Here is a 20,132-nt window from a genome sequence, read left to right as displayed (position 1 = left end):
CCGTTGTTGACGAGTGCGAAAAGGAGCTGAGGTGACAAGGGAATGGCGGGGCGTTATCGCAGCTATAAGTGTTCTTCACGCCAGCTGATGAACTTGAAAACGGCTCGACAAGGCGAAATCCCCGCCATGTTGCGCCTACTCATTCTGCGATCCGTCGATCCGACGCGCTGTTCCTGTGCCACGTGGGCCAGTGATCGTCCCGACCTGCTAGACGGCTCCGGTGCCGTGCCGTAAAGCCACTCGGTGCCGCAAAGTCCCTTGGGTGCCGTGCCGGGCCTCAAGCGGCACCCGAAGTCCGCCCCACAGCGCCCCATGGGCCTCGTGAGGCCCACCATCGGCACCACGCGCACTCACACCGGCTATCCCGTACGTCCCGGCCCCAAGCCGCTTAGCCGCGCGCATCAAGCGCGCCGCAACCGCCCAAATCACCCGCTCAACCGAGGCAAATAAACGGAGACCGTTGTGCCTTCGTTCAGCACGGAGTCCACTTGGATGTGACCTCGGTGTTCTTCGATGATATGCTTGCTGACGAACATGCCGAGCCCTGTGCCGGCCTTTTTCGTGGTGTGGAAGGGGTGGAATAGCTGATGCAGATCGGCGATTCCGCATCCGTTGTCAGAAATCGTGATGACAATGTGATCCTCGTAATCTTCGAGACGAAGGATGACACGGCCGAATTTATCGCATGCGTGAACGGCATTTTGCATCAAGTTCATGAGGACCTGTTTGATCCGACTGGACTGTAGGACGGCGTGAACGGGATCGGCTGGAACATCGTAGGCCAGTTCCACACCGCAAAGGCTTGCTTCTGGTCGCAGAAATTGGTAGACGGAAGAGGTTAAGTCTCGCACATCAACCTGAGTTAGGGACTCGTTATCAGGGCGAGACATCCCCATGAAGTCTTCCAATAACAGTTGGATGCGATCCAGCTCGCGGATAGTCAACTCGACGAAATCTCGATCCGCCGGCTCACAACGCTGCTCAAACAATTGCAGAAAGCCGCGAGCCGTTGTGAGTGGATTGCGAATTTCGTGGGCAATACCGGCACTTAAGGATGCGAGGGAAGAAGTCTTCTCGAACTCCTGCAACTTCTCCTCGAGCTTCCGGAGTGCTTTGATATGCTCTGCTTCGCGGTGTGCCTCTTGCTGGCGATTTGACGTCAGCCACAGCTGGACAATCGCGTGTGCACTTGTCGCCGTCACCTGGACCACAGTTGAGGCCGATACGGGTTCTTTGGCGACAAGAACAATTTTTGCGTCGCGACTCGGAATGGTCGGGTGCTTCATGCCGATCATCGCAGCGTGCCAATCCTTGCTTAAGCCGTGAACGCCGACTTCAACTGGGACGTCAGCTTGGTCTAAGAACGGGACCACTGCAAGGTCGTACGCTGGCTCGAAAATAAAACCTGGCCGGATTTGGGAACCGATGGAACCGCTGAGACCCCCGTGAGGGGTAAGCGTCTCTAGGATCACGTTATCCGTATCCAGAATCAGGGCAGCGAATGGACTTGTCCCAGGGAAGTCGGAGAAAAAGTTCCGTGCGATGCCGCAGATTTCCGAACAGTCATCGAGACGTTCCTTCAAGTTTCGCACAGGTTGCTTGATATTTGACGGGCAACGACGGTCATCGACATGTTGAGGAAAAAGTAGACTGTGTTGGCTTGTCGACAGGGTCGTATTGGATGCCTGGGTAGCAATACTCAAGATTTGAAAGCCACCTTTAATCGGTTGTCGGAACACCACAAGCCAAAAGGGACTCACCGTAAACGGCTTCGATCTGATTGAGACTAGGTTCTCTGCTGTAAAATATTAACTCAACTATTCTCTAGTCAAGGGACGAACCCTTTTGGCCAAACGATTTGGCGAAACCCGAACCATGATAGACCGTTTTACATTATTATGGGGTTACACAGAATTTCAGACAAGCCAATTTTCCGAAACTTCCCATGGTTCGACAAAGGTTGTCATGATTCGCCTTTTCCCGATCACGTTACTGACGTGGAGATACAACACTATCACCAATTGGAGGACGGTGTCCGCGCGTCGCATGCCGTGCAGTCTCAGCGTGAACACGGGCGAATAGGTTCTGGGGCAAGTCTTCCATGCTCCGAATTCCGCATTCAGTTACGCCGCCTGGGATAGAGATTTGTTCGATCACGTCCTCGAACTGCATACCTGACTCTAACAGTGCGGCCAAACCGATCAGCATTTCTCTGATAAGCTGCTCAGCCGTGGCTCTATCAACGCTGGCTGTTTGCGCTGCCGCCTGTGACCAGGCTCGGCAGATGGTGGCGAGGAATGCCGGTCCACAACTGGCCAGATCAGAGCAGACCCGAACTTGCCCCTCGTCAATAGTAAATGGTTTACCGATCTGTGATAGTCGGGATTCCAGTTGCTGTTGAAGTTCCACCGGCATGTGACGTGGGTAGGAGAGTAACATCACGCCCTTATTGGCGGTTTGAGTGAGACTTGGAATCAGTTTGACTGGCGTCGCTGGAGTCAGATCACGCCATCTGTCTAAATCAATGGTACTGATGGTGGTCACCAGCATGTGTTCAGAATTGAGATACGGTGCCATTTGTGTCGCTAAATTGATGCCATCAGCGGCTTTGGTGCACAGGAACGCTGTATTCGCGCGAGCAATGAGGGAGCGCCAGTCATCGCAGACGATAATATTGGGGAAACTGGCGGCGACGGCGTCTGCTTTCGGGCGTGATCGATTATAGATGTATATATCGTCCGTCGCCGTTTGGGCAAAGGCACGCGCCAACATGCCCCCCATATGGCCCGTTCCTATAATTCCGATTTGCAAGGGACGCCACCTCCGTAAAGTCTTTGCTTTTGTCATATCTATTCAACAGCGACCTGTCTCTAGACAAAAAAGTTTGTATTCATGTATGGGTTTTTTCGGCTTGTGTCACTCTGGTACAATAAACGGTGGATCACGTTCGTACTGTTTTGCAGTCGGACAACCGCTCTAAGTTTATGGCTCTTAAGTAGATTGGAGGCACTAGGAGTGGCTAAAAAGACGATCGAAGACGTCGCATGGCGTGGAAAACGGGCGCTCGTGCGAGTGGACTTCAATGTTCCCATGAACGATGCGGGAGAGATAACAGACGACACTCGTATACGCGCAGCATTACCGACTATTACATATTTAACGGATCACGGTGCGCGTGTCGTGTTGATGAGCCACCTTGGACGGCCAAAAGGCGAGCGGAATGAAAAATACTCATTGCGCCCCGTGGCGGAGCATTTACAAGGTTTGCTCAAGGACACGCACGTGTTTTTTGTTGACGACTGCATCGGTGACGCGGTGAAAGCCGCTGTTGCAGATCTGACGGACGGAAACGTTCTCCTCCTTGAGAATGTTCGTTTTTATGCTGGTGAGGAGAAAAACAATCCCGATCTCGCCAAAGCTTTCGCCGAACTCGGCGACGTCTTTGTGGGCGATGCATTTGGTACGGCCCACCGTGCACACGCGTCGACTGCGGGTGTAGCAGAATACTTGCCCAGTGTTGCTGGATTTCTCATGCAAAAGGAAGTTGGCGTCATGGGTGAGGCACTGGCGAACCCAGCACGTCCGTTTGTGGCTATCATCGGTGGCGCAAAAGTATCTGATAAGATTTCCGTAATCGAAAACCTTCTCCCCAAAGTCGATGCGTTGCTCATCGGCGGCGGCATGGCGAATACGTTTCTGGCCGTTCAGGGCTACGACATGGCAAAATCGCTCGTCGAGGCAGACGCCAAGGAAACAGCGGAGAAGCTTTTGCAACTTGCGAAACAGCACAACAGCAGACTCTTGCTGCCAACGGACGTTGTCGCAGCCAAGGCCTTTGCAGCCGATGCTGAACACGCGGTTCGCAAGGCAAGCGAGTTAGAAGCGGATGAAATGGCCCTGGACATCGGACCAGCGACAATTCAAACCTTTGAGTCCGAGATTCTCGGTGCGAAGACCGTTCTCTGGAACGGACCGATGGGCGTGTTTGAAATGCCAGCGTTCGCGAAAGGCACGTTTGCCATTGCCGACGCCATGGCCAAGGTGAACGCAACGACCATTGTCGGGGGTGGAGATTCCGTCGCGGCAGTGGAGCAAGCTGGTGTCGCGGACAAAATGTCGCACGTGTCAACGGGTGGCGGTGCTTCGCTTGAGTTCCTAGAAGGCAAAACATTGCCAGGTGTCGCAGCACTCGAAGACAAGTAGGCCTTATCTAACTACAGACGAGGTGGGGTTACGATGGCAAGAACACCGCTTTTGATGGGTAACTGGAAGATGTATAAGACGGTTGGGGAATCCAGGTCATTTGCCGAATCGCTAGCAAAACAGTCCGCCGCTCTAGGAGCCAGCGTCGAATATGCTGTGTGTGCACCGTTCACGACACTGCATGTGCTGCGCGTCATGTTGCCGTCGCAGGTGAAAATCGGTGCGCAGAACGTGTATCCGGAGAAAGAAGGGGCATTCACGGGCGAGATCGCGCCGCCTATGCTTGTCGAATTCGGGACACAATATGTCCTAGCTGGACATTCTGAGCGCCGCACGCTGTTTGGCGAGACAGATGACCTCATTGGACGCAAGGTTCGCGCCATTGTTGACCATGGAATGCGGGCTGTTTTGTGCGTCGGTGAGAACCTGACGGAAAAGGAAAGTGGGCAGACGAACGCTGTTGTGGCGGGCCAAGTCATCGCGGGTCTAGCATCTCTTAGCGCGTCACAAGTGGCAGAATCTGTCGTCGCGTATGAGCCTGTTTGGGCTATCGGGTCTGGCAAAACAGCGACACCGGAAGACGCACAATCCGTAGCAAGCGAAATCCGCAAATTGATTTCTGAGAAATACGATGCAAGTGCGGCCGAAAAAGTACGCATCCTGTATGGCGGAAGCGTGAAGCCGAACAACATTGCTTCGTTCCTTTCGCAACCAGATATTGATGGGGCACTCGTTGGTGGTGCTAGTTTGGACGCCACATCGTTTGCCGATATGGCAAAAGCCGTTGGAGGTGCACAGGCATGAGTGACTTCACACGCAAGTCTCGACCGAGCGGTTCGGGACCGGTGGCACTCATTATTTTGGATGGATTCGGTCTCAACAAGGATACCGAGGGCAACGCAGTTGCGCTGGCCAACACGCCGACGTTCGACAAGTTGTGGGCGACCTACCCGCACACACAGCTGCAGGCGAGCGGTGAAGCCGTCGGCTTGCCCGAGGGACAGTTTGGGAACTCCGAAGTCGGTCACTCGAATATTGGTGCAGGACGCGTTCTCTATCAAGATTTGACCAAAATCAACAAGGCCATTCGCGAAGGTGACTTATTTCAAAACGACGTTTTGAAGCGGGCCATGAACGCAGCAAGCCGCAATCACAAGACACTTCACCTATGCGGCTTGGTTTCAGATGGGGGCGTTCACAGCCACATCGATCACCTCCTAGCCCTCCTCCGCATGGCCGCCGGGCTGAACATACCAAAGGTGGTCGTCCACGCGTTCCTTGACGGCCGCGACACATCGCCGAAAACGGGGGCCGGATTCGTCGAGCAGGTCGAGGCGCTCATGGACGATCTCGGCACCGGCATCATCGGAAGCGTCATCGGTCGCTATTATGCGATGGATCGCGACAAACGCTGGGAACGCGTGAGCAAGGCCTACAACCTCATGGTCCACGGCGAAGGGGAGGCAGCGACAGACCTGGTTGCGGCCATTCGCGAGAGCTACGACAAGGATGTCACGGACGAATTCGTCTTGCCCATTGTTCACGTGGACGACAAAGGTGATCCGGTCGGCAAGATCGAGGACGGCGATTCGCTCATCTTCTTCAACTTCCGCCCAGACCGCGCCATCCAGTTGTCTCAGGCGTTCACAAACGATGACTTCGCGGGCTTTGACAGGGGCACCAATCCACCACACGTGCATTTCGTCTCCATGACGAAATACAGTGACTCGGTGGGCGGCGAGATCGCCTATCCGCCTGACAGCCCGACCAACACGTACGGTGAAGTCGTGTCGAACGCAGGGCTTCGTCAGTTGCGTATCGCCGAGACGGAAAAGTTCCCGCACGTCACGTTCTTCTTCTCGGGCGGCCGCGAGCAGGAATTCCCCGGCGAGGAGCGCATCCTCATCAGCTCGCCGAAAGTCGCGACCTACGACTTGCAGCCGGAGATGAGCGCGTACGAGGTTGCGGAAAATGCGGCAAAACGGTTGCGATCCGGCGAGATCGACACCATGATCCTCAACTTCGCCAACCCCGACATGGTCGGGCACACGGGCGTCCTCGAGGCGGCCATCAAAGCCTGCGAGGCGGTTGACACCTGCCTCGACACGGTGCTGACGGCCTTGTTCGAAGTGGGTGGTGTCGCTCTGGTCACAGCCGATCACGGCAACGCCGACGTCATGTACGTACCGGAAACACACGAAGTGTGCACGACGCACACGACCAATCCGGTGCCACTCATCATCACCAAGGAAGGCCTCGAGCTTCGCAAAGACGGCGTGCTCGCTGACCTCGCACCGACGATGCTCGACTTGCTCGGCGTCAAGCAGCCTGCAGAGATGACCGGCAAGACATTGATTGTGTGATGGGGGACGCGGTTAGGCTGTAGGGTCCGGTTAGGCTGCGGCGCTGTGCCTGCGGTTCGGCAGGCCGGTGGCCCGGTGGTCGGTGGTCGGCACCGGATAGGGGCATGGACCCGGGGATGCAGTAGGCCCTTGGCCGGCGTCCGCGCGACGAATAGGGGAACGGAAGTACCCTATCAGCCGCATCGACCCGGTAGTTCGCGGGGACAAGAGACTATATTTCCTTTGTTACGGGGGAATTAAAGCTTAAAAGGCGGACGTTAAGTGTCTAGGGGAATGCTAGTCCCTTAATTCGCCAAGCCTGGCCAGACTCGCACGACAACGGACTGTGGGTCGCTTATTTTGTTCCGGGAGGCCGGCGTACCGGCGGCTCGTTGACCCGGGGATGCAGCAGGCCCGGCCTCCGCGCGATGAATAGAGGAACGGAAGTACCCTATCAGCCGCATCGACCCGGTAATCCCCAGGGACAAGAGACTAGATTTCCTTTGTTACGGGGGAATTGAAGCTTAAAAGGCAGACGTTAAGTGTCCAGGGGAATGCTAGTCCCTTAATTCGCCAAGCCTGGCCTGACTTGCACGACAACGGACTGTGGGTCGCTTATTTTGTCCCGCCCCGGCTCCCGGCTCCCGGCTCCCGACGCAGCCGACGCAGCCGACGCAGCCGACGCAGCCGACGCAGCCGACGCAGCCGACGCAGCCGACGCAGCCGACGCAGCCGACGCAGCCCGGCGTCCCCGTGCCAAGACGGTTTCCCGGGCACCCAAGGGTGCTCTTCAAATAAAACCAAATTCAAGGAGTGACTATCATGTCAGAGATTTTTGACGTACAAGCGCGCGAGGTACTCGATTCCCGCGGCAATCCGACAGTTGAAGTAGAAGTAGAACTCGAGAGCGGTGCTTTTGGCCGGGCCATCGTTCCGTCCGGTGCATCCACGGGTGCGCACGAAGCCGTTGAGCTTCGCGACGGTGACAAGTCTCGTTACCTTGGAAAAGGCGTTCTCGAAGCAGTGAAGAACGTCAACGAAATCATCACGCCGGAACTCATTGGTGAAGAAGCACTCGATCAAGTAGCCATCGACCAACTCCTCATCGCTCTGGACGGCACGCCGAACAAGGGCAAGCTCGGTGCGAACGCAATTCTTGCTGTGTCTATCGCGGTTGCGAAAGCAGCAGCACAAGAGCTTGGCCTTCCATTGTACCGTTACCTCGGCGGTTTCTACGCACGCACCTTGCCAACGCCGATGATGAACATCTTGAATGGCGGCAAGCACGCGGACAACACAGTGGATATCCAAGAATTCATGGTCGTTCCGCACGGTGCGTCAACATTCCGTGAAGCGCTTCGCATGGGCGCAGAAATTTTCCACAACTTGAAGAGCGTGCTCAGCAGCAAAGGTCTCGCGACGACCGTTGGTGACGAAGGCGGCTTCGCGCCGAACCTGAAGACGAACGAAGAAGCTATCCAAATTATCGTGGAAGCCATCGAAAAGGCCGGCTATAAGCCTGGGCAGGATGCTTCCATCGCGTTGGATGTCGCTTCTACCGAGCTGTATAAGGATGGCAAGTACCACTTTGAGGGCGAGGGCGTAACCCGTACGACTGATGAGCTCATCAGCTACTACGAAAAACTGATTGGCCAGTATCCCATCATCTCCATCGAAGACGGCCTCTCCGAAGATGATTGGGAAGGTTGGGCGAAGTTGACGAAGGCACTGGGCGATAAAGTGCAACTCGTCGGCGATGATTTGTTCGTCACCAACGTCGAACGTCTCCAGCAGGGCATCGAGAAGAATGTTGCGAACTCCATTCTCGTTAAGGTAAACCAAATCGGATCGCTGACCGAGACGTTCGCGTCCATCGAGCTCGCGAAGAAGGCAAGTTACACATCCATCATTTCGCACCGCTCCGGTGAAACCGAGGATACCACCATCGCTGACATCGCGGTCGCAACCAATGCGGGCCAAATCAAGACGGGGGCGCCGAGCCGGACGGATCGCGTTGCCAAGTACAACCAATTGCTCCGCATTGAAGAGGAGCTTGGTGGTGCAGCTCTGTTCGCGGGAAAATCTGCGTTTGTCCACAAGTGACATTCATGGTAGACTAACCATTGGAAATATACGTGGAGTGGAGGTGACAAGCGGATGGTTTTAGCAGCCAAGATCGTGTTAGTCGTCTTGTGCGCTCTGCTCGTCCTGGTCATCTTGCTCCAGTCCGGTCGCAGTGCTGGTCTATCTGGCGTCATTGCCGGAGGTTCAAACCAAATTTCCAACCGCCGTTCAAAGGGAATGGATTCATTCCTCGGAAAGGTTACGGTGGTTATCGCCATCCTGTTCTTCTTGATTTCAATGGCGATTGCTGTACTCTACCATTATCACAAGATGTGATGGATTTTGATGAGGCAAGGAAGGAAAGAAAAGGTGTCGCCAAGATCGGCGGCACCTTTTCTTCTACCATTTGGGGATTGAAAAATATACCATGAACGGATGTACCAGAACGCAATATTTCTGTCCATACTAGGGAGAAATACGTACATACATGTCGAAAGAAGCAGGCATAAGAAGACAGTGGATAAGAAGCTAGAGGTGAGCCTCAATATGTTGCGGGATAAAATCTTGGAATACATGGAAAGCGACATTTATAAACCGTTGACGGCACAAGAGTTGAGCCAGGTTTTTGAACAGGAGTCTGCGGCTGAATTTCGCGATCTCGTCAAGCTCCTCAACGAACTCGAAGACAGCGGGTTCGTCGTGCGCACGAAAAACAACCGTTACGGTCTCCCAGAGCAGATGAACCTCGTCAGCGGGAAGCTGCAAATGAAGGCCCGCGGCTTCGGCTTCGTCATCCCCGAGAAGACGGGAGAGACAGACGTCTACATCCCCGCAACGGAAATGAACGGTGCCATGAGCGGTGACAAAGTTCTGGCACGTGTCGTCGAGAGCGGGGGTAAGGCTGGCCCGCACCGTGAGGGAGTCATCGTGCGTGTCGTTGAACGGGCAAACGAGCGCATCGTCGGTAAAATCACCATTTATGCCAACCACGCCTTTGTTCAACCAATCGATAAACGCTTCCAACAAGACATATTTATCCCCAAGGAAGCCGTCGAAGGCGCCCACGACGGATACATTGTTGTAGTAGAGCTCACCTCGTTCCCATCTGCCACCCACGGCCCCGTGGGAAAGATTGTGGAAGTCCTCGGCCATCCGGACGAACCAGGCGTCGACATCCTGTCTGTCATTCGCAAGTACGGCCTGCCGGAAAGCTTCCCGGAAAAGGTATTGCAGGCGGCTGAGGCGATTTCTATCGAGATCGATCCGGATGAAATGGAGAAGCGCCGCGATCTTCGCGACGAAGTCATCGTGACCATCGACAGCGAAAGTGCGAAGGACTTGGACGACGCCGTTCACGTCAAGCAGTTGGAGAACGGCAACTATCTCCTTGGCGTCCACATCGCGGACGTGGGCTATTACGTCAAGGAAGGTGGCGTGCTGGACCAAGAGGCGTTTCGTCGCGGGACGAGCGTCTACCTGGTCGATCGCGTCATTCCCATGCTCCCACCGCGCCTGTCGAACAACATTTGCTCCCTCAACCCGCAGGTGGACAGGCTGACGCTGTCCTGCGAGATGGAGATCGACAGCGAAGGCAACGTAGTCAATCACGACGTTTTTCCCAGCGTCATCAAAACGACGGAGCGCATGACCTACAACAACGTCCGGAAAATTGTGGCCGACAAAGACGAAGAAGTAATGGCCCGTTACGAGGCACTCGTGCCCATGTTCCAGCGGATGGAAGAACTTGCGCTCATTCTTCGAGCCAAACGCATGCGCCGCGGTGCAGTCGACTTTGACTTCGATGAGATATACGTCCAGGTCAACGATCTCGGCGAACCCGTCGACATCATCCCTCGCCAGCGCTCCATCGCAGAACGGATCATCGAGGAGTTCATGCTCGCCGCCAACGAAACTGTCGCCGAGCACTTCTACTGGCTGGGCGTCCCATTCGTCTATCGCGTGCACGACGAGCCGGACTCCGACAAAATGATCGATCTCAACGCTTTTCTCCACAACTTCGGGCACCACCTGAAAGGCGTCGGCGGCAGCAAAATCCATCCGCGTGCCCTTCAGGAAGTGCTTAGTGCAGTGGAGGGAACACGCGAAGCCCGCATGATCTCAACCGTCATGCTCCGGTCAATGCAGCAGGCGAAGTACAAGCCGGAATCCACCGGTCACTTCGGCTTGGCCGCCGAGTACTATACACACTTCACGTCGCCCATCAGGCGTTACCCTGACTTGACCATTCACCGCATCATGCGTGAGGTGTTGTCCGGGCCGCTGTCCCCCGAGCGTGAGGCGAAACTCCGCGACTTCGTCGAGGAAGCCAGCCGTCAGTCCAGCGAACGTGAACGCTTAGCCCAAGACGCGGAACGCGAAGTCGATCAACTGAAGATGGTCGAGTACATGCAAGCCCACATCGGCGAAGAATTCGACGGCATCATCTCCAGCGTTACACAGTTCGGCATCTTCATCCAACTGGACAACGGTGTGGAGGGTCTCATCCACATCAGCGCCTTGAATGACGATTATTATGTCTTCAACGACAAGCAAATGGCGCTCATCGGCGAACGCAATCGCCGCGTCTTCCGTATGGGCGATCCCGTCCGCATCGAAGTCATGCGCGCCAGCAAAGAAGACTTACAAATCGACTTCGCCCTCGTCGAGCACTATCGTGAGGGGACATATGTCGGCGGCCATGGTTCCGAAGCCATTGTCTACGACGAGGACCTATCACCTAAAGAGCGCCGCCGCAGCGAAGAGCGACGCGAGTCTCTCTCCAGTGCTCCGCCGAAAGGTAAGGCTCACAGTGGCGGCCACGATGGACGATCCCGCCGGGATCGCACAGCCGGCCGCACCATCGAAGGCGGATATAGCCGCGACGGCCGAGCGCGCAGTGCGGAGTTGCCCGTGGACATGCCGTACGATGAGTGGGACGAGGAATTCCCAGACCCGCGCGAGCTGCGTGAACAAGCGCAAGCGGAACGGGCAGCCCGTGAAGGCGGTCGTGAGCGCGGCAGCCGTGGGCGTGATGGGGCTTCGGGCCGCAATCGTGATCGTGATGGTACCGGGGAACACAGGCCTTCTCGGGAGCGTGATTCACGCAGGACGACTGGTGGCTATCGCACATGGCCGAGCCGTGATGACAGCAGGCGAACCGGTACTGGCAGAGCTGGCGGTCGCGGCGGGGACCGTGACAGGGGCCGCGCGCGTACGGGCGAATATGGCGGCCGTGGGCGTGATGATACCGGGCGCTACCGTACAGGCGATTCTGTGCGCGGCAGTCGTCGCGATGACCAAGGGAGTGAGCGCCGGAGCCGATCAGACTGGTCGAATGACGGTGAGCAGTTTGGCAGCAATGGTCATCGCCGAAGTGAGGGTGCCTATGGGAGCGGCGGACCACGTGAGGACGGTCGACGCGACGATGCCCGCCGGGGTGGCGGTCGCCGTGAGTTTGGACGTCGTGAAGGCGGTCGTGAAGGTGGTCGTGAAGGTGGTCGTGACAAGCGAGACGGCTTCGGCGGAAACTTTACGTCAGGCGACGGTGGCAAGCCTCGCAAGCGACACAAAGGCGGCGTGAAATTCGGTGCGAAAGCCGCGGCACGGAAAGCAGGCGGTCGCGGTGGCGCCGGGAGTAGGCGCAAGGGTCGCTGACGAGTTACGGGCTGGGGAAGCGGCAATAGGCAGGACTGTGGTCCCTGGCTTGCACACCGACTCGTGGCTCGTCACAGGGATATCGGGCCGAGGCGATCGACAGGTGTGGCCTTGTTCGATGCCTCTGTTCGTGGTAAGATAGAAGCTACGCATCTGGCAAATCCCTGGTTGAATGTTGGAGTGAAGTGACCGTGCCAAAGTCGGGAGAGGGTAAGATTCTCGCGCAAAACCGAAAAGCGTTCCACGATTTCTTTATCGAGGAATCGTTTGAGGCCGGCCTGGTACTCAGCGGTACGGAAATCAAGTCGATGCGTAAAGGCTCTGTGAGTCTTCGTGATGCGTATGCACGGGTGGAACAGGGCGAGGTGTGGCTGCACAACATGCATGTGGCGCCATACGAACAAGGGAATCGGTTCAATCACGATCCGCTCCGATCCCGCAAATGCCTACTCCACAAAAAACAAATCAACTATCTGTTTGGCGCCGTCCGCGAACAGGGCTACACGCTCGTTCCAACGAAAGTGTACCTGAAGAACGGGTTCGCGAAAGTGGAACTTGGACTGGCCAAAGGTAAGAAGCTTCACGACAAGCGTGAGTCGATGAAGAAGCGTGATGCGGCGCGTGAGATTGAGCGTGCATTGCGTGATAGGAATCGCGGATGAGTTAGCCGTTCTCCGCTCACAGTCGGTCGAATTCCAGAAAGCCGTTGGATATCATTGAATGACTGGCCGTTCCTCCAAATTTGAGGTTTAACTGTAAATCGTTGTCCAGTTGCACCATGAAGATGGTGTTGTTGATGACGCGTTTGCGTGTTAACATAATAGATGTCGACACGGGCTGTAACGACGAGGAGTTGCGTGGCGGCGTGATCGACATGAGTTAGTGAACCATGATAACACTATATACAACGAGAGGTTGCTCGCAAGACATTTGTACGATCGTCCATGCGAACTACCAACGCTTGGACCCAAAACGCGGGGGCGTTTTGGATTCGACGGGGATTGTTCGAGCATGTACGGCGGGCCGTGGGGCTGCGCACACGTTAATCACGCGGACCTTTCTTTAACTGGCAAAGCTAACAGCTTTACCTCAAAGAGCAACCTCGCCCTCGCTGCGTAAGTAACGAGGCCGTTACATCGTGTGTCGCCTGTGCACACCCTGTAACGTCAACTTAGCAGGCTAGTTGATGGTCTTGTTCGTGGACCACCGGCGAAACTTAAGCGAACTTGCCTGTTTGTCAGCGTGATCGCCCGCGGGCAGCAGGGACTTTAGTAGACGGTCTACGCCCGTAGATGTGCATGTAGCGAGATCTTCGGACGCGGGTTCGATTCCCGTCGCCTCCACCATCGACTTGCAATTGCATAGCAAGATGTGATATGGACCAGGATTCTGGTCCATATTATTCTTTACGAAGGTTTGGTGGGCCATAGTATAACATGGGCATGGATTGTTCGGCAGGGAAGGTTACAGATAAAAGGACTGCAACATCGACTCACGCCGTGACTGGGAAGCGGAAACAAGTAGGACTTCGGTCCTTTTACGGTTTGATGGGCGTATGCTAAGTGAATGTTTACTTGCAAGAAACTTTTCCTTGAACTTCAATTTTAACATCTGCTTTTTTCAGCATATTCCCCACTTCGCACCCCTTATCTGCAGCTTCCGTCGCTCTCTGTGCTGATTCTATCTGTTCTGGTGTTGCACCAGAAGATAAAACAATATGAGGATGATGTGTAATCTTAAACTCATCATCAGATATGTTTGCCTCAGAATGCACCGTAAGCTCCGCTACAGGCAGTTTTTTGCTTTCGAGCATGAACACAAGAGTTGCTGTATAACAAGTTGTCACAGACGAAACAAGTACCTCTTTTGGATGTGCTCCATGCCCGCTTCCCCCTAAGGGTGCAGGTATCGCAATTTTTGTGTCAATGAAATCTGTTTTAAGTGTTCCATTCCCCTTTACTCCACCATCCCAGACAGCATTCACATTTACTTTCATGTCAGGCATCTATAACACTCCTTCAGGAAAATAAATTACGTGCCTGATTATGCTCGTCATGTATGGTTCTTATTCGATGGGAATTTATTGTAAACTATGTCGCTAACGCTGCATTTGAGGTGTCAGCACTTAGATTGAGTCAGGCGTAACATAGCGACTACTGATAAACGGTTGATTCGACAGGAAGACCATCGTCAGCGAAAAGGCAGTACACTGGTGTACCTGCTTGGGGGAAGGAGGAGATACGGTCTACATCAAGCTGTCGGAGACAACTCGTTCTGGTTGTTGACCCCGGACGGGTGCGTCACACCTCAAGAGTCATCCTGAGGATTTCGGACCGAGGAGCCTCGCCTCCACCAACGACTTGCAAGTTCATAGCAAGATGTGATATGGGCCAGGATTCTGGTCCATATTCTGTTTTGCGAGGGGAATAAGTCTGCGCTTACGGTCACTCCCTCCAGTTTTGCGACAGAAGGTTTCCAATCACAGCACTGGCCGTAATAGTGCATAAAACAGCAGCAGTATACATTCGGGACTTTAAGGCTGCCGGCTGGGATGAGAGCCTTGCTATGGTCCTTCATGTTGACCGCAAGTGATAACACGTAATTTACTGCCGTTTGGGTTCTTTGTTGAGCAAGGAATTCATGCGTTTATTGTTTGGTCATTTTGTGCCCTCAAGCGCCTTACGTCTTCTATTGGTGGAAGGCCAAACATGCGGGAATATTCACGGCTGAATTGCGATGGACTCTCATAGCCAACCCGGAATGCGACATCAGCCGCATCCGTTGACTCGGATAATAACAGGCGACGGGCTTGCTGCAGTCTCAGTTGTTTTTGGAACTGAATGGGGCTCATTCCGGTGACCTCTTTGAAGTGCCTATGAAGTGAAGAAACGCTCATCCTCGCTATTTCCGCAAGCTCCTCAAGTCGGAAAGAACGATCAAAGTTATTCATGATGTGTTCAATCACGTCTCTGATTCGATAGGTACTGCTTCCTTCTATTGCAATTTGCTCGAGTGCCACTCCGTGCTGCCCTTGCAGAACCTTGTAGAGAATTTCCTTCGTAAACAGAGGAGCAAGTACCGGTATATCCTCCGGATTGTCCAACAGACGAGCAAACCGGATGACCGCATCCAACAAAGATGATTCCATGTGGCTGACAAACATGGCTCGCTTCGCACTTTCTTTCGGTAGAGCTCGGACTTGGGAATCAGTTAAAACCTCTAAGATTTGACTCGGCGTAAATTTGAGTTTGAAACCCAAGTAAGGAACGTCGGATGAGGCTTCGGTGACTTGGGCGATGACCGGCAAGTCAACGGATGCAACCAGGTAATCGGCAGGACTGTACTTGAAACGCTCTTGTGCCAGGCACACTTCCTTTGCCCCTTGAACCACAATGCAAAAGCAGGGTTTGTAAACTCCGTAACTTGGTCCAGTCACTTTTGAATGGCGCATGAAAAACAAAGACGGTATAGCAGTGGTGTGAACACCATCTCCGGGTACGTGACGCTCAATGAGTTTAGCGAGCTCATCCTGGTGTTTATTTATCCGTTCAATCATAAGATCCGCCTCGTTTCTTCATCTTTGACGGTTTGATTATAATGCACATCTTGCTACCGCATAAGTGGTGGTGAGAGGATTAGGCAATCATTTGAGACGAATGGGATAACGGTCGTTTTGTGATGTGTTTCATAATAACTATGCCGAGCTCGTTCCACTACTTGTTGCCACGCTTGTGCATGCGTATAGGCAGACGGGCATCATTGGATCGTCATGGACATCCAAACGATTGCCTGCTTTTCAATGACCCAAATCACCGGTATCCAATTATAGATTTAGGGGTGGGTAGGACATAATGAGCAACACTTGGAAAATTTACTTGCTGACGCTGATTAGCTTCTTGGTTGGCACGTCACAATTCGCCATCGTCGGTATTTTGGACAAAGTTGCTGTTTCTGTCGGCGTATCGGTATCTGCGGCGGGACAGCTTATAACGGTATTTGCGCTCGCTAACGCAATTGGCACACCTATCGTCATCTTGGCGACGGCAAAGACAGACCGGCGCAGGCAACTGCTGATGGCTCTCGACATCATCTTACTTGGTTCTATTTTAGTCGCCCTTCCGGGCTTTGCCTTCCTGATGGTCTCCTACATCGTACTCGGGGTCGGAACGGGCGTCTTCGTCGTCACCGCCTACGCCACCGCTGCGAATCTGGCACCTCCGGGGCGGCAGGGTCGAGCGATGTCCAACGTCTCGTTAGGCTTCAGCGCCTCTCTTGTATTTGGTGTTCCCATCGGGCGTGTGGTCGCTGCGGCATACGATTGGAAGGTGATCTTTTGGGTGATTGGATTCTTAACGCTGCTCGGAATCTTCGCCGTGGCAAGAGCGATTCCATCTAAGCAGGCGCCTGTTCCTCTCGGCGAGCAATTCGCACTGTTGAAGAATCCGAAGATCGCTTTCGCCCTCGGCGTGACATTGTTCGTATTTATCGGCTATTCGGTGATGAATACGTATATCCCGCCCTTCCTAACCTCCGTCATGTCGGTGGGTGAACGGAACGTAAGCTTCATTCTCTTCGCTCTCGGCACTGCAAGCCTGATCGGCTCCAAGCTTGGCGGATTTCTGTCGGATCGTATCGGCACCGCCCGCACGCTCGTCGGTGACATGGTGGTACACGCCTTGGTACTGGCGCTCCTGTCACTAGTCGCCCGAACGACCGTCGTGGCTATCCCGTTGCTCATGCTTTGGGCCATCGCTGCTTGGACGTTCGCACCGACCCAGAACTTCAACTTGCTCTCACTTGCTCCGGAAGCTTCCGGCATCGTGCTTAGTCTGAACAGTTCCTTCGTGCAGCTCGGATTTGCTGCAGGAGCTGCCATCGGGGGAATCGCCGTAGGCGGGTCGGTACTAGCAATTAGTTGGATAGGGGCTACTTCGGTCGCAATCGCAGTATGTGTAGCTGCGATCTCCTTCGGGCTTGCTCGTATGATGCCAAAGCATTCGACGGAGAGGTGACGGTTGACCGCTCTGCTGGGGAAGTGTTTTAAGAACTTGGATGGAAGCACATAAACCATCAAATCGAACAGAGCTTGCTGCCACACAGAAAATGAAAAATCGGAGGGTTTTATATGCAAAAAGTAACTTTGAACAATGGCGTTGAAATGCCAATACTCGGCTTTGGTGTTTATCAGATGACGGATGCAAATGAATGCGAACAAAGCGTATATGATGCACTTATGGCAGGCTATCGTCTGATTGATACCGCTGCTTCTTATCTAAATGAAGAAGCGGTTGGCAGAGCACTAAAACGCAGTGGCGTGTCCAGAGAGGAAATGTTTGTCACGACAAAACTCTGGGTCCAGGACACGGGCTATGAGCGTACAAAGAAGGCATTCGCAAAGTCACTGGAACAGCTGCAATTGGATTACTTGGATTTGTATTTGATCCATCAGCCATTTGGTGATGTGTATGGTTCCTGGCGTGCAATGGAGGAATTGTATCGTGAGGGAAAAATCAGAGCCATTGGCGTGAGTAACTTCCAAATGGATCGTCTGATCGATTTGATCATACACAATGAAGTGACTCCCGCTGTAAACCAGGTTGAAACGCACCCATTCTGCCAGCAAATCGAAAGTGCCGAAATCATGAAAGACAATAACGTGCAGATTGAGTCCTGGGGGCCTTTTGCAGAAGGGCGAAACAACATCTTCCAGAACGAGGTTCTAGTATCCATCGCTCAGAAGTACAACAAGTCAGTTGCTCAGGTGATTTTGCGTTGGTTGACACAACGAGGAGTCGTTGCGATTCCAAAGTCTGTTCGTAAAGATCGGATCATCGAAAACTTCAATATCTCTGACTTTGAATTAAGCCAAGAAGACATGGCGAAGGTTGCTATGATAGATACGAAACAGAGTTTGTTCTTTTCGCACAACGATCCTGAAATCGTGAAACGGCTCAGCAGCCGTAAACTTGATATCTAATGCTCTGAAGCACTGGAGGAAGAGCGCTATCCGGCAGGTTCAGAATGCGCAAATAGAACGGGCAAATAACGCAGATGTTCTAACATTTATCTACCAAGTGATTCGGGAGCTCGCCCGTGCGACGTTTCTAGCGACCTTGTACGCAGCATGATAATAAATGTTATTTCGTTGAGCCGTATTTCCGAGAAAGTTGATCCGCAAACGGATGGCGGGATATGCCCCGGAAAATCGGTGTATACTGCGATTCAATTGCTGAACCGCTTCTAACACAGGCCGATGCATTCGGTGAGTCTTAAAGTTCAGCAGGCGCTGAATATACTCTACGTCTGAGAATAAAGCGACAGACTTGACAGCATCACATTCCGAAGTGTTAATGCAACGTTCGACGCACTGGATTGCAAACTCAATTGCTTTAATCTCGCCGAGAACCGAGTGCTCCGGGAATCGGGCGCTCAGTGAACATCCGAACAACCTACAGGTGCGGAGGCCGGCAATGCAAACACCCAAGTGAAATTGACCGGCGATGATGCTGCAATCGCAATATACTGACAAAGTAGTAGTGCTATTCATGCGTTGGTGAAGATTAACCCATGGTCCGGATGCCCCCTCTGCATGGGCAGTTACCGTACACTTGATCGATTCCTCAAGATGAGTCAAGATGAGTCGCAAAGGTTTCACAGTCGTTGATCCTCCTCGAACAGGTGGGTCAGACCTGAATCGTGAATTTGAGGATTTCGGACCGACTCCCGTCGCCTCCACCAACGACTTGCAAGTGCATAGCAAGATGTGATATGGACCAGGGTTTGGTCCATATTTTGTTTTCCGGGGCTGCGGAGAAAACAGTGAGTGAACAGGCTCAGATTTCACACATGGTATTGACGATGCATTGTTGCAGTAACGGGAAGGAGTGTTCAATAAGCACTGAGCGCACGCCGTGTAGCAATGTCCCAAGCACGTTCATAAGAATACTTACACCAGGGTATTGACTTAACGATTCAGGCGAGTTACTTTTATCATAAGTACGAAGGTCACCTTCGTATTGTGGAGGCGTAACCTTGTACACAAAACAGGATTTGAAAATCGGAGCACTACTTCGAATCGCCCATCAAGAATCAAGTAAGATTGTCCACCAGCGTTTGATTGAAGCTGGCTACTGCGATGTAAACATGACTTATGCACCGGTGATACAACCTTTAGGCTTCAATCCCTCGGGTCTGACTATATCAGATTTGGCGAAGCTTGCAGGGATGACAACTCAATCCATGGGGGAGTTAGTACAGCATCTAATTAGGGGAGGTTATGTAGAAAAAGAGCGTAGTCATCACGACCGAAGAACAAGAATTGTGAAATTAACGGCAAAAGGTGAGGAATTGAGCTTGTTTTTCTATTCAGTCATGGCGGACATCGAAAGAGAATGGGCAATGAAAGTCGGACATGAACGCTTTCAGGAATTGCGGAACATCTTGGTTGAATTGATTCCATCTCCGATAATAAGCGAATCATGAAGGAGGAACTTTTCTTGGATACGAGCATTGTTAAAAGCCGGGAAGGAAAATTCATTCAACTAGCCGGTATTAAACTTTGGGTGATCGAGGACGGAACACGGACGAGGCAAGAGTTGAGCGTGGTCGAGGCGGAGGTACTGCCAGGGTCCACCACTCCGCCTCCACACGTCCATTACGCTCATGAGGAAATCTTTTATGTTTTGGATGGAGAACTTGACCTGAAATATTCATAGCCAAGTAAACCGCTTGTAACAAATGGATGAATATAGGAAACCAATGGTCTAGGATCAATTGAACTTTCGTTCTCGTAGGTCTGGACTTGGACTTTCATGACCACGGTCTCCTGTGGGGTTACGTGTGGATAAATATGGACTGATGAGAAGGCGC

The 20,132-nt window shown here is 53.3% G+C and carries 18 protein-coding genes and 1 other RNA gene; 13 read left to right on the top strand and 6 right to left on the bottom strand.

Annotated features, from left to right (window positions below; translation table 11 throughout):
* Positions 1 to 87: 87 nt before the first annotated feature.
* Positions 88 to 234 carry a hypothetical protein gene (locus tag NZD86_RS19510; RefSeq protein WP_268043726.1) on the top strand — a complete coding sequence of 49 codons (147 nt, stop codon included), beginning with the start codon at positions 88 to 90 and terminating at the stop codon, positions 232 to 234.
* Here NZD86_RS19510 and NZD86_RS19505 read toward each other — a convergent pair.
* The 3 genes from NZD86_RS19505 to NZD86_RS19495 all read right to left on the bottom strand — a co-directional run bounded on the left by NZD86_RS19505 (position 208) and on the right by NZD86_RS19495 (position 2,847).
* Positions 208 to 429: a hypothetical protein gene (locus NZD86_RS19505; RefSeq protein ID WP_268043725.1), complete on the bottom strand. Its 222-nt coding sequence runs from the start codon at positions 427 to 429 to the stop codon at positions 208 to 210. The two genes, NZD86_RS19510 and NZD86_RS19505, sit on opposite strands and share 27 nt — an antisense overlap.
* A complete protein-coding gene (locus NZD86_RS19500; protein WP_268043724.1) occupies positions 426 to 1,703 on the bottom strand; it encodes an ATP-binding protein in 1,278 nt (425 codons plus the stop codon). Before NZD86_RS19500 ends, NZD86_RS19505 begins: the two co-directional genes overlap by 4 nt.
* A gap of 286 nt (positions 1,704 to 1,989) precedes the next feature.
* Positions 1,990 to 2,847 carry a pyrroline-5-carboxylate reductase dimerization domain-containing protein gene (locus tag NZD86_RS19495; RefSeq protein WP_268043723.1) on the bottom strand — a complete coding sequence of 286 codons (858 nt, stop codon included), beginning with the start codon at positions 2,845 to 2,847 and terminating at the stop codon, positions 1,990 to 1,992.
* 168 nt (positions 2,848 to 3,015) lie between these two features.
* Between NZD86_RS19495 and NZD86_RS19490 the strand changes: the two genes are divergently transcribed.
* From NZD86_RS19490 to gpmI, 3 genes are read left to right on the top strand one after another with little or no spacing between them, the layout of a single operon-like run.
* Entirely contained in the window at positions 3,016 to 4,203 is a 1,188-nt protein-coding gene (locus NZD86_RS19490; protein ID WP_268043722.1) for a phosphoglycerate kinase, read from the top strand.
* 33 nt (positions 4,204 to 4,236) lie between these two features.
* Positions 4,237 to 5,007, top strand: a complete 771-nt coding sequence (tpiA, locus tag NZD86_RS19485; protein ID WP_268043721.1) for a triose-phosphate isomerase — start codon at positions 4,237 to 4,239, stop codon at positions 5,005 to 5,007.
* Entirely contained in the window at positions 5,004 to 6,566 is a 1,563-nt protein-coding gene (gene gpmI, locus NZD86_RS19480) for a 2,3-bisphosphoglycerate-independent phosphoglycerate mutase (RefSeq protein WP_268043720.1), read from the top strand. Before tpiA ends, gpmI begins: the two co-directional genes overlap by 4 nt.
* Before the next feature lie 544 nt (positions 6,567 to 7,110).
* Here gpmI and NZD86_RS19475 read toward each other — a convergent pair.
* Positions 7,111 to 7,305: a hypothetical protein gene (locus tag NZD86_RS19475; protein WP_268043719.1), complete on the bottom strand. Its 195-nt coding sequence runs from the start codon at positions 7,303 to 7,305 to the stop codon at positions 7,111 to 7,113.
* A gap of 62 nt (positions 7,306 to 7,367) precedes the next feature.
* On the opposite strand from NZD86_RS19475, the gene eno reads away from it, so the two are divergent.
* From eno to ssrA, 5 genes are all read left to right on the top strand, one after another.
* Positions 7,368 to 8,648 (top strand): phosphopyruvate hydratase, encoded by a 1,281-nt coding sequence (eno, locus tag NZD86_RS19470; protein WP_268043718.1) that lies wholly within the window; start codon positions 7,368 to 7,370, stop codon positions 8,646 to 8,648.
* Positions 8,649 to 8,702: 54 nt separating this feature from the next.
* On the top strand, positions 8,703 to 8,945 hold the full coding sequence (gene secG, locus NZD86_RS19465) for a preprotein translocase subunit SecG (protein ID WP_268043717.1): 243 nt from the start codon (positions 8,703 to 8,705) through the stop codon (positions 8,943 to 8,945).
* 210 nt (positions 8,946 to 9,155) lie between these two features.
* The gene (gene rnr / locus NZD86_RS19460; RefSeq protein WP_268046957.1) at positions 9,156 to 12,263 is read left to right on the top strand and encodes a ribonuclease R; all 3,108 of its coding nucleotides are present in this window, start codon (positions 9,156 to 9,158) and stop codon (positions 12,261 to 12,263) included.
* Between the two features lie 191 nt (positions 12,264 to 12,454).
* Positions 12,455 to 12,925 carry an SsrA-binding protein SmpB gene (gene smpB, locus NZD86_RS19455; protein ID WP_268043716.1) on the top strand — a complete coding sequence of 157 codons (471 nt, stop codon included), beginning with the start codon at positions 12,455 to 12,457 and terminating at the stop codon, positions 12,923 to 12,925.
* Positions 12,926 to 13,239: 314 nt separating this feature from the next.
* Positions 13,240 to 13,609: a transfer-messenger RNA gene (gene ssrA, locus NZD86_RS19450) on the top strand.
* Between the two features lie 224 nt (positions 13,610 to 13,833).
* Here ssrA and NZD86_RS19445 read toward each other — a convergent pair.
* Together NZD86_RS19445 and NZD86_RS19440 are read right to left on the bottom strand one after the other, a co-directional pair.
* The gene (locus NZD86_RS19445) at positions 13,834 to 14,268 is read right to left on the bottom strand and encodes an OsmC family protein (RefSeq protein WP_268043713.1); all 435 of its coding nucleotides are present in this window, start codon (positions 14,266 to 14,268) and stop codon (positions 13,834 to 13,836) included.
* 633 nt (positions 14,269 to 14,901) lie between these two features.
* Positions 14,902 to 15,819, bottom strand: coding sequence for an AraC family transcriptional regulator (locus NZD86_RS19440; RefSeq protein WP_268043712.1), 918 nt, complete (start codon positions 15,817 to 15,819; stop codon positions 14,902 to 14,904).
* A gap of 295 nt (positions 15,820 to 16,114) precedes the next feature.
* Here NZD86_RS19440 and NZD86_RS19435 point away from each other — a divergent pair, with 295 nt between their 5' ends.
* The 4 genes from NZD86_RS19435 (at position 16,115) to NZD86_RS19420 (ending at position 19,978) form a co-directional block, all read left to right on the top strand.
* Positions 16,115 to 17,275, top strand: coding sequence for an MFS transporter (locus NZD86_RS19435; protein WP_268043711.1), 1,161 nt, complete (start codon positions 16,115 to 16,117; stop codon positions 17,273 to 17,275).
* 113 nt (positions 17,276 to 17,388) lie between these two features.
* Positions 17,389 to 18,240, top strand: coding sequence for an aldo/keto reductase (locus tag NZD86_RS19430; protein WP_268043710.1), 852 nt, complete (start codon positions 17,389 to 17,391; stop codon positions 18,238 to 18,240).
* Positions 18,241 to 19,295: 1,055 nt separating this feature from the next.
* Complete coding sequence (locus tag NZD86_RS19425; RefSeq protein WP_268043709.1) at positions 19,296 to 19,745, top strand: MarR family winged helix-turn-helix transcriptional regulator; 450 nt, start codon at positions 19,296 to 19,298, stop codon at positions 19,743 to 19,745.
* Positions 19,746 to 19,759: 14 nt separating this feature from the next.
* Positions 19,760 to 19,978, top strand: coding sequence for a cupin domain-containing protein (locus NZD86_RS19420; RefSeq protein WP_268043708.1), 219 nt, complete (start codon positions 19,760 to 19,762; stop codon positions 19,976 to 19,978).
* The last annotated feature ends 154 nt before the right edge of the window (positions 19,979 to 20,132 follow it).

It is taken from the genome of Alicyclobacillus dauci (assembly GCF_026651605.1).
Taxonomy (GTDB): Bacteria; Bacillota; Bacilli; order Alicyclobacillales; family Alicyclobacillaceae; genus Alicyclobacillus; species Alicyclobacillus dauci.
This window is presented reverse-complemented; position numbering and strand designations above follow the sequence as displayed.

Excerpts from the sequence above, each read along its gene's own strand:
- NZD86_RS19510 (WP_268043726.1), top strand. The coding sequence starts at position 88 with ATGAACTTGAAAACGGCTCGACAAGGCGAAATCCCCGCCATGTTGCGC.
- eno (WP_268043718.1), top strand. The coding sequence starts at position 7,368 with ATGTCAGAGATTTTTGACGTACAAGCGCGCGAGGTACTCGATTCCCGC.
- NZD86_RS19430 (WP_268043710.1), top strand. The coding sequence starts at position 17,389 with ATGCAAAAAGTAACTTTGAACAATGGCGTTGAAATGCCAATACTCGGC.
- gpmI (WP_268043720.1), top strand. The coding sequence starts at position 5,004 with ATGAGTGACTTCACACGCAAGTCTCGACCGAGCGGTTCGGGACCGGTG.
- secG (WP_268043717.1), top strand. The coding sequence starts at position 8,703 with ATGGTTTTAGCAGCCAAGATCGTGTTAGTCGTCTTGTGCGCTCTGCTC.
- NZD86_RS19435 (WP_268043711.1), top strand. The coding sequence starts at position 16,115 with ATGAGCAACACTTGGAAAATTTACTTGCTGACGCTGATTAGCTTCTTG.
- rnr (WP_268046957.1), top strand. The coding sequence starts at position 9,156 with ATGTTGCGGGATAAAATCTTGGAATACATGGAAAGCGACATTTATAAA.
- NZD86_RS19440 (WP_268043712.1), bottom strand. The coding sequence starts at position 15,819 with ATGATTGAACGGATAAATAAACACCAGGATGAGCTCGCTAAACTCATT.
- tpiA (WP_268043721.1), top strand. The coding sequence starts at position 4,237 with ATGGCAAGAACACCGCTTTTGATGGGTAACTGGAAGATGTATAAGACG.
- NZD86_RS19445 (WP_268043713.1), bottom strand. The coding sequence starts at position 14,268 with ATGCCTGACATGAAAGTAAATGTGAATGCTGTCTGGGATGGTGGAGTA.
- NZD86_RS19495 (WP_268043723.1), bottom strand. The coding sequence starts at position 2,847 with ATGACAAAAGCAAAGACTTTACGGAGGTGGCGTCCCTTGCAAATCGGA.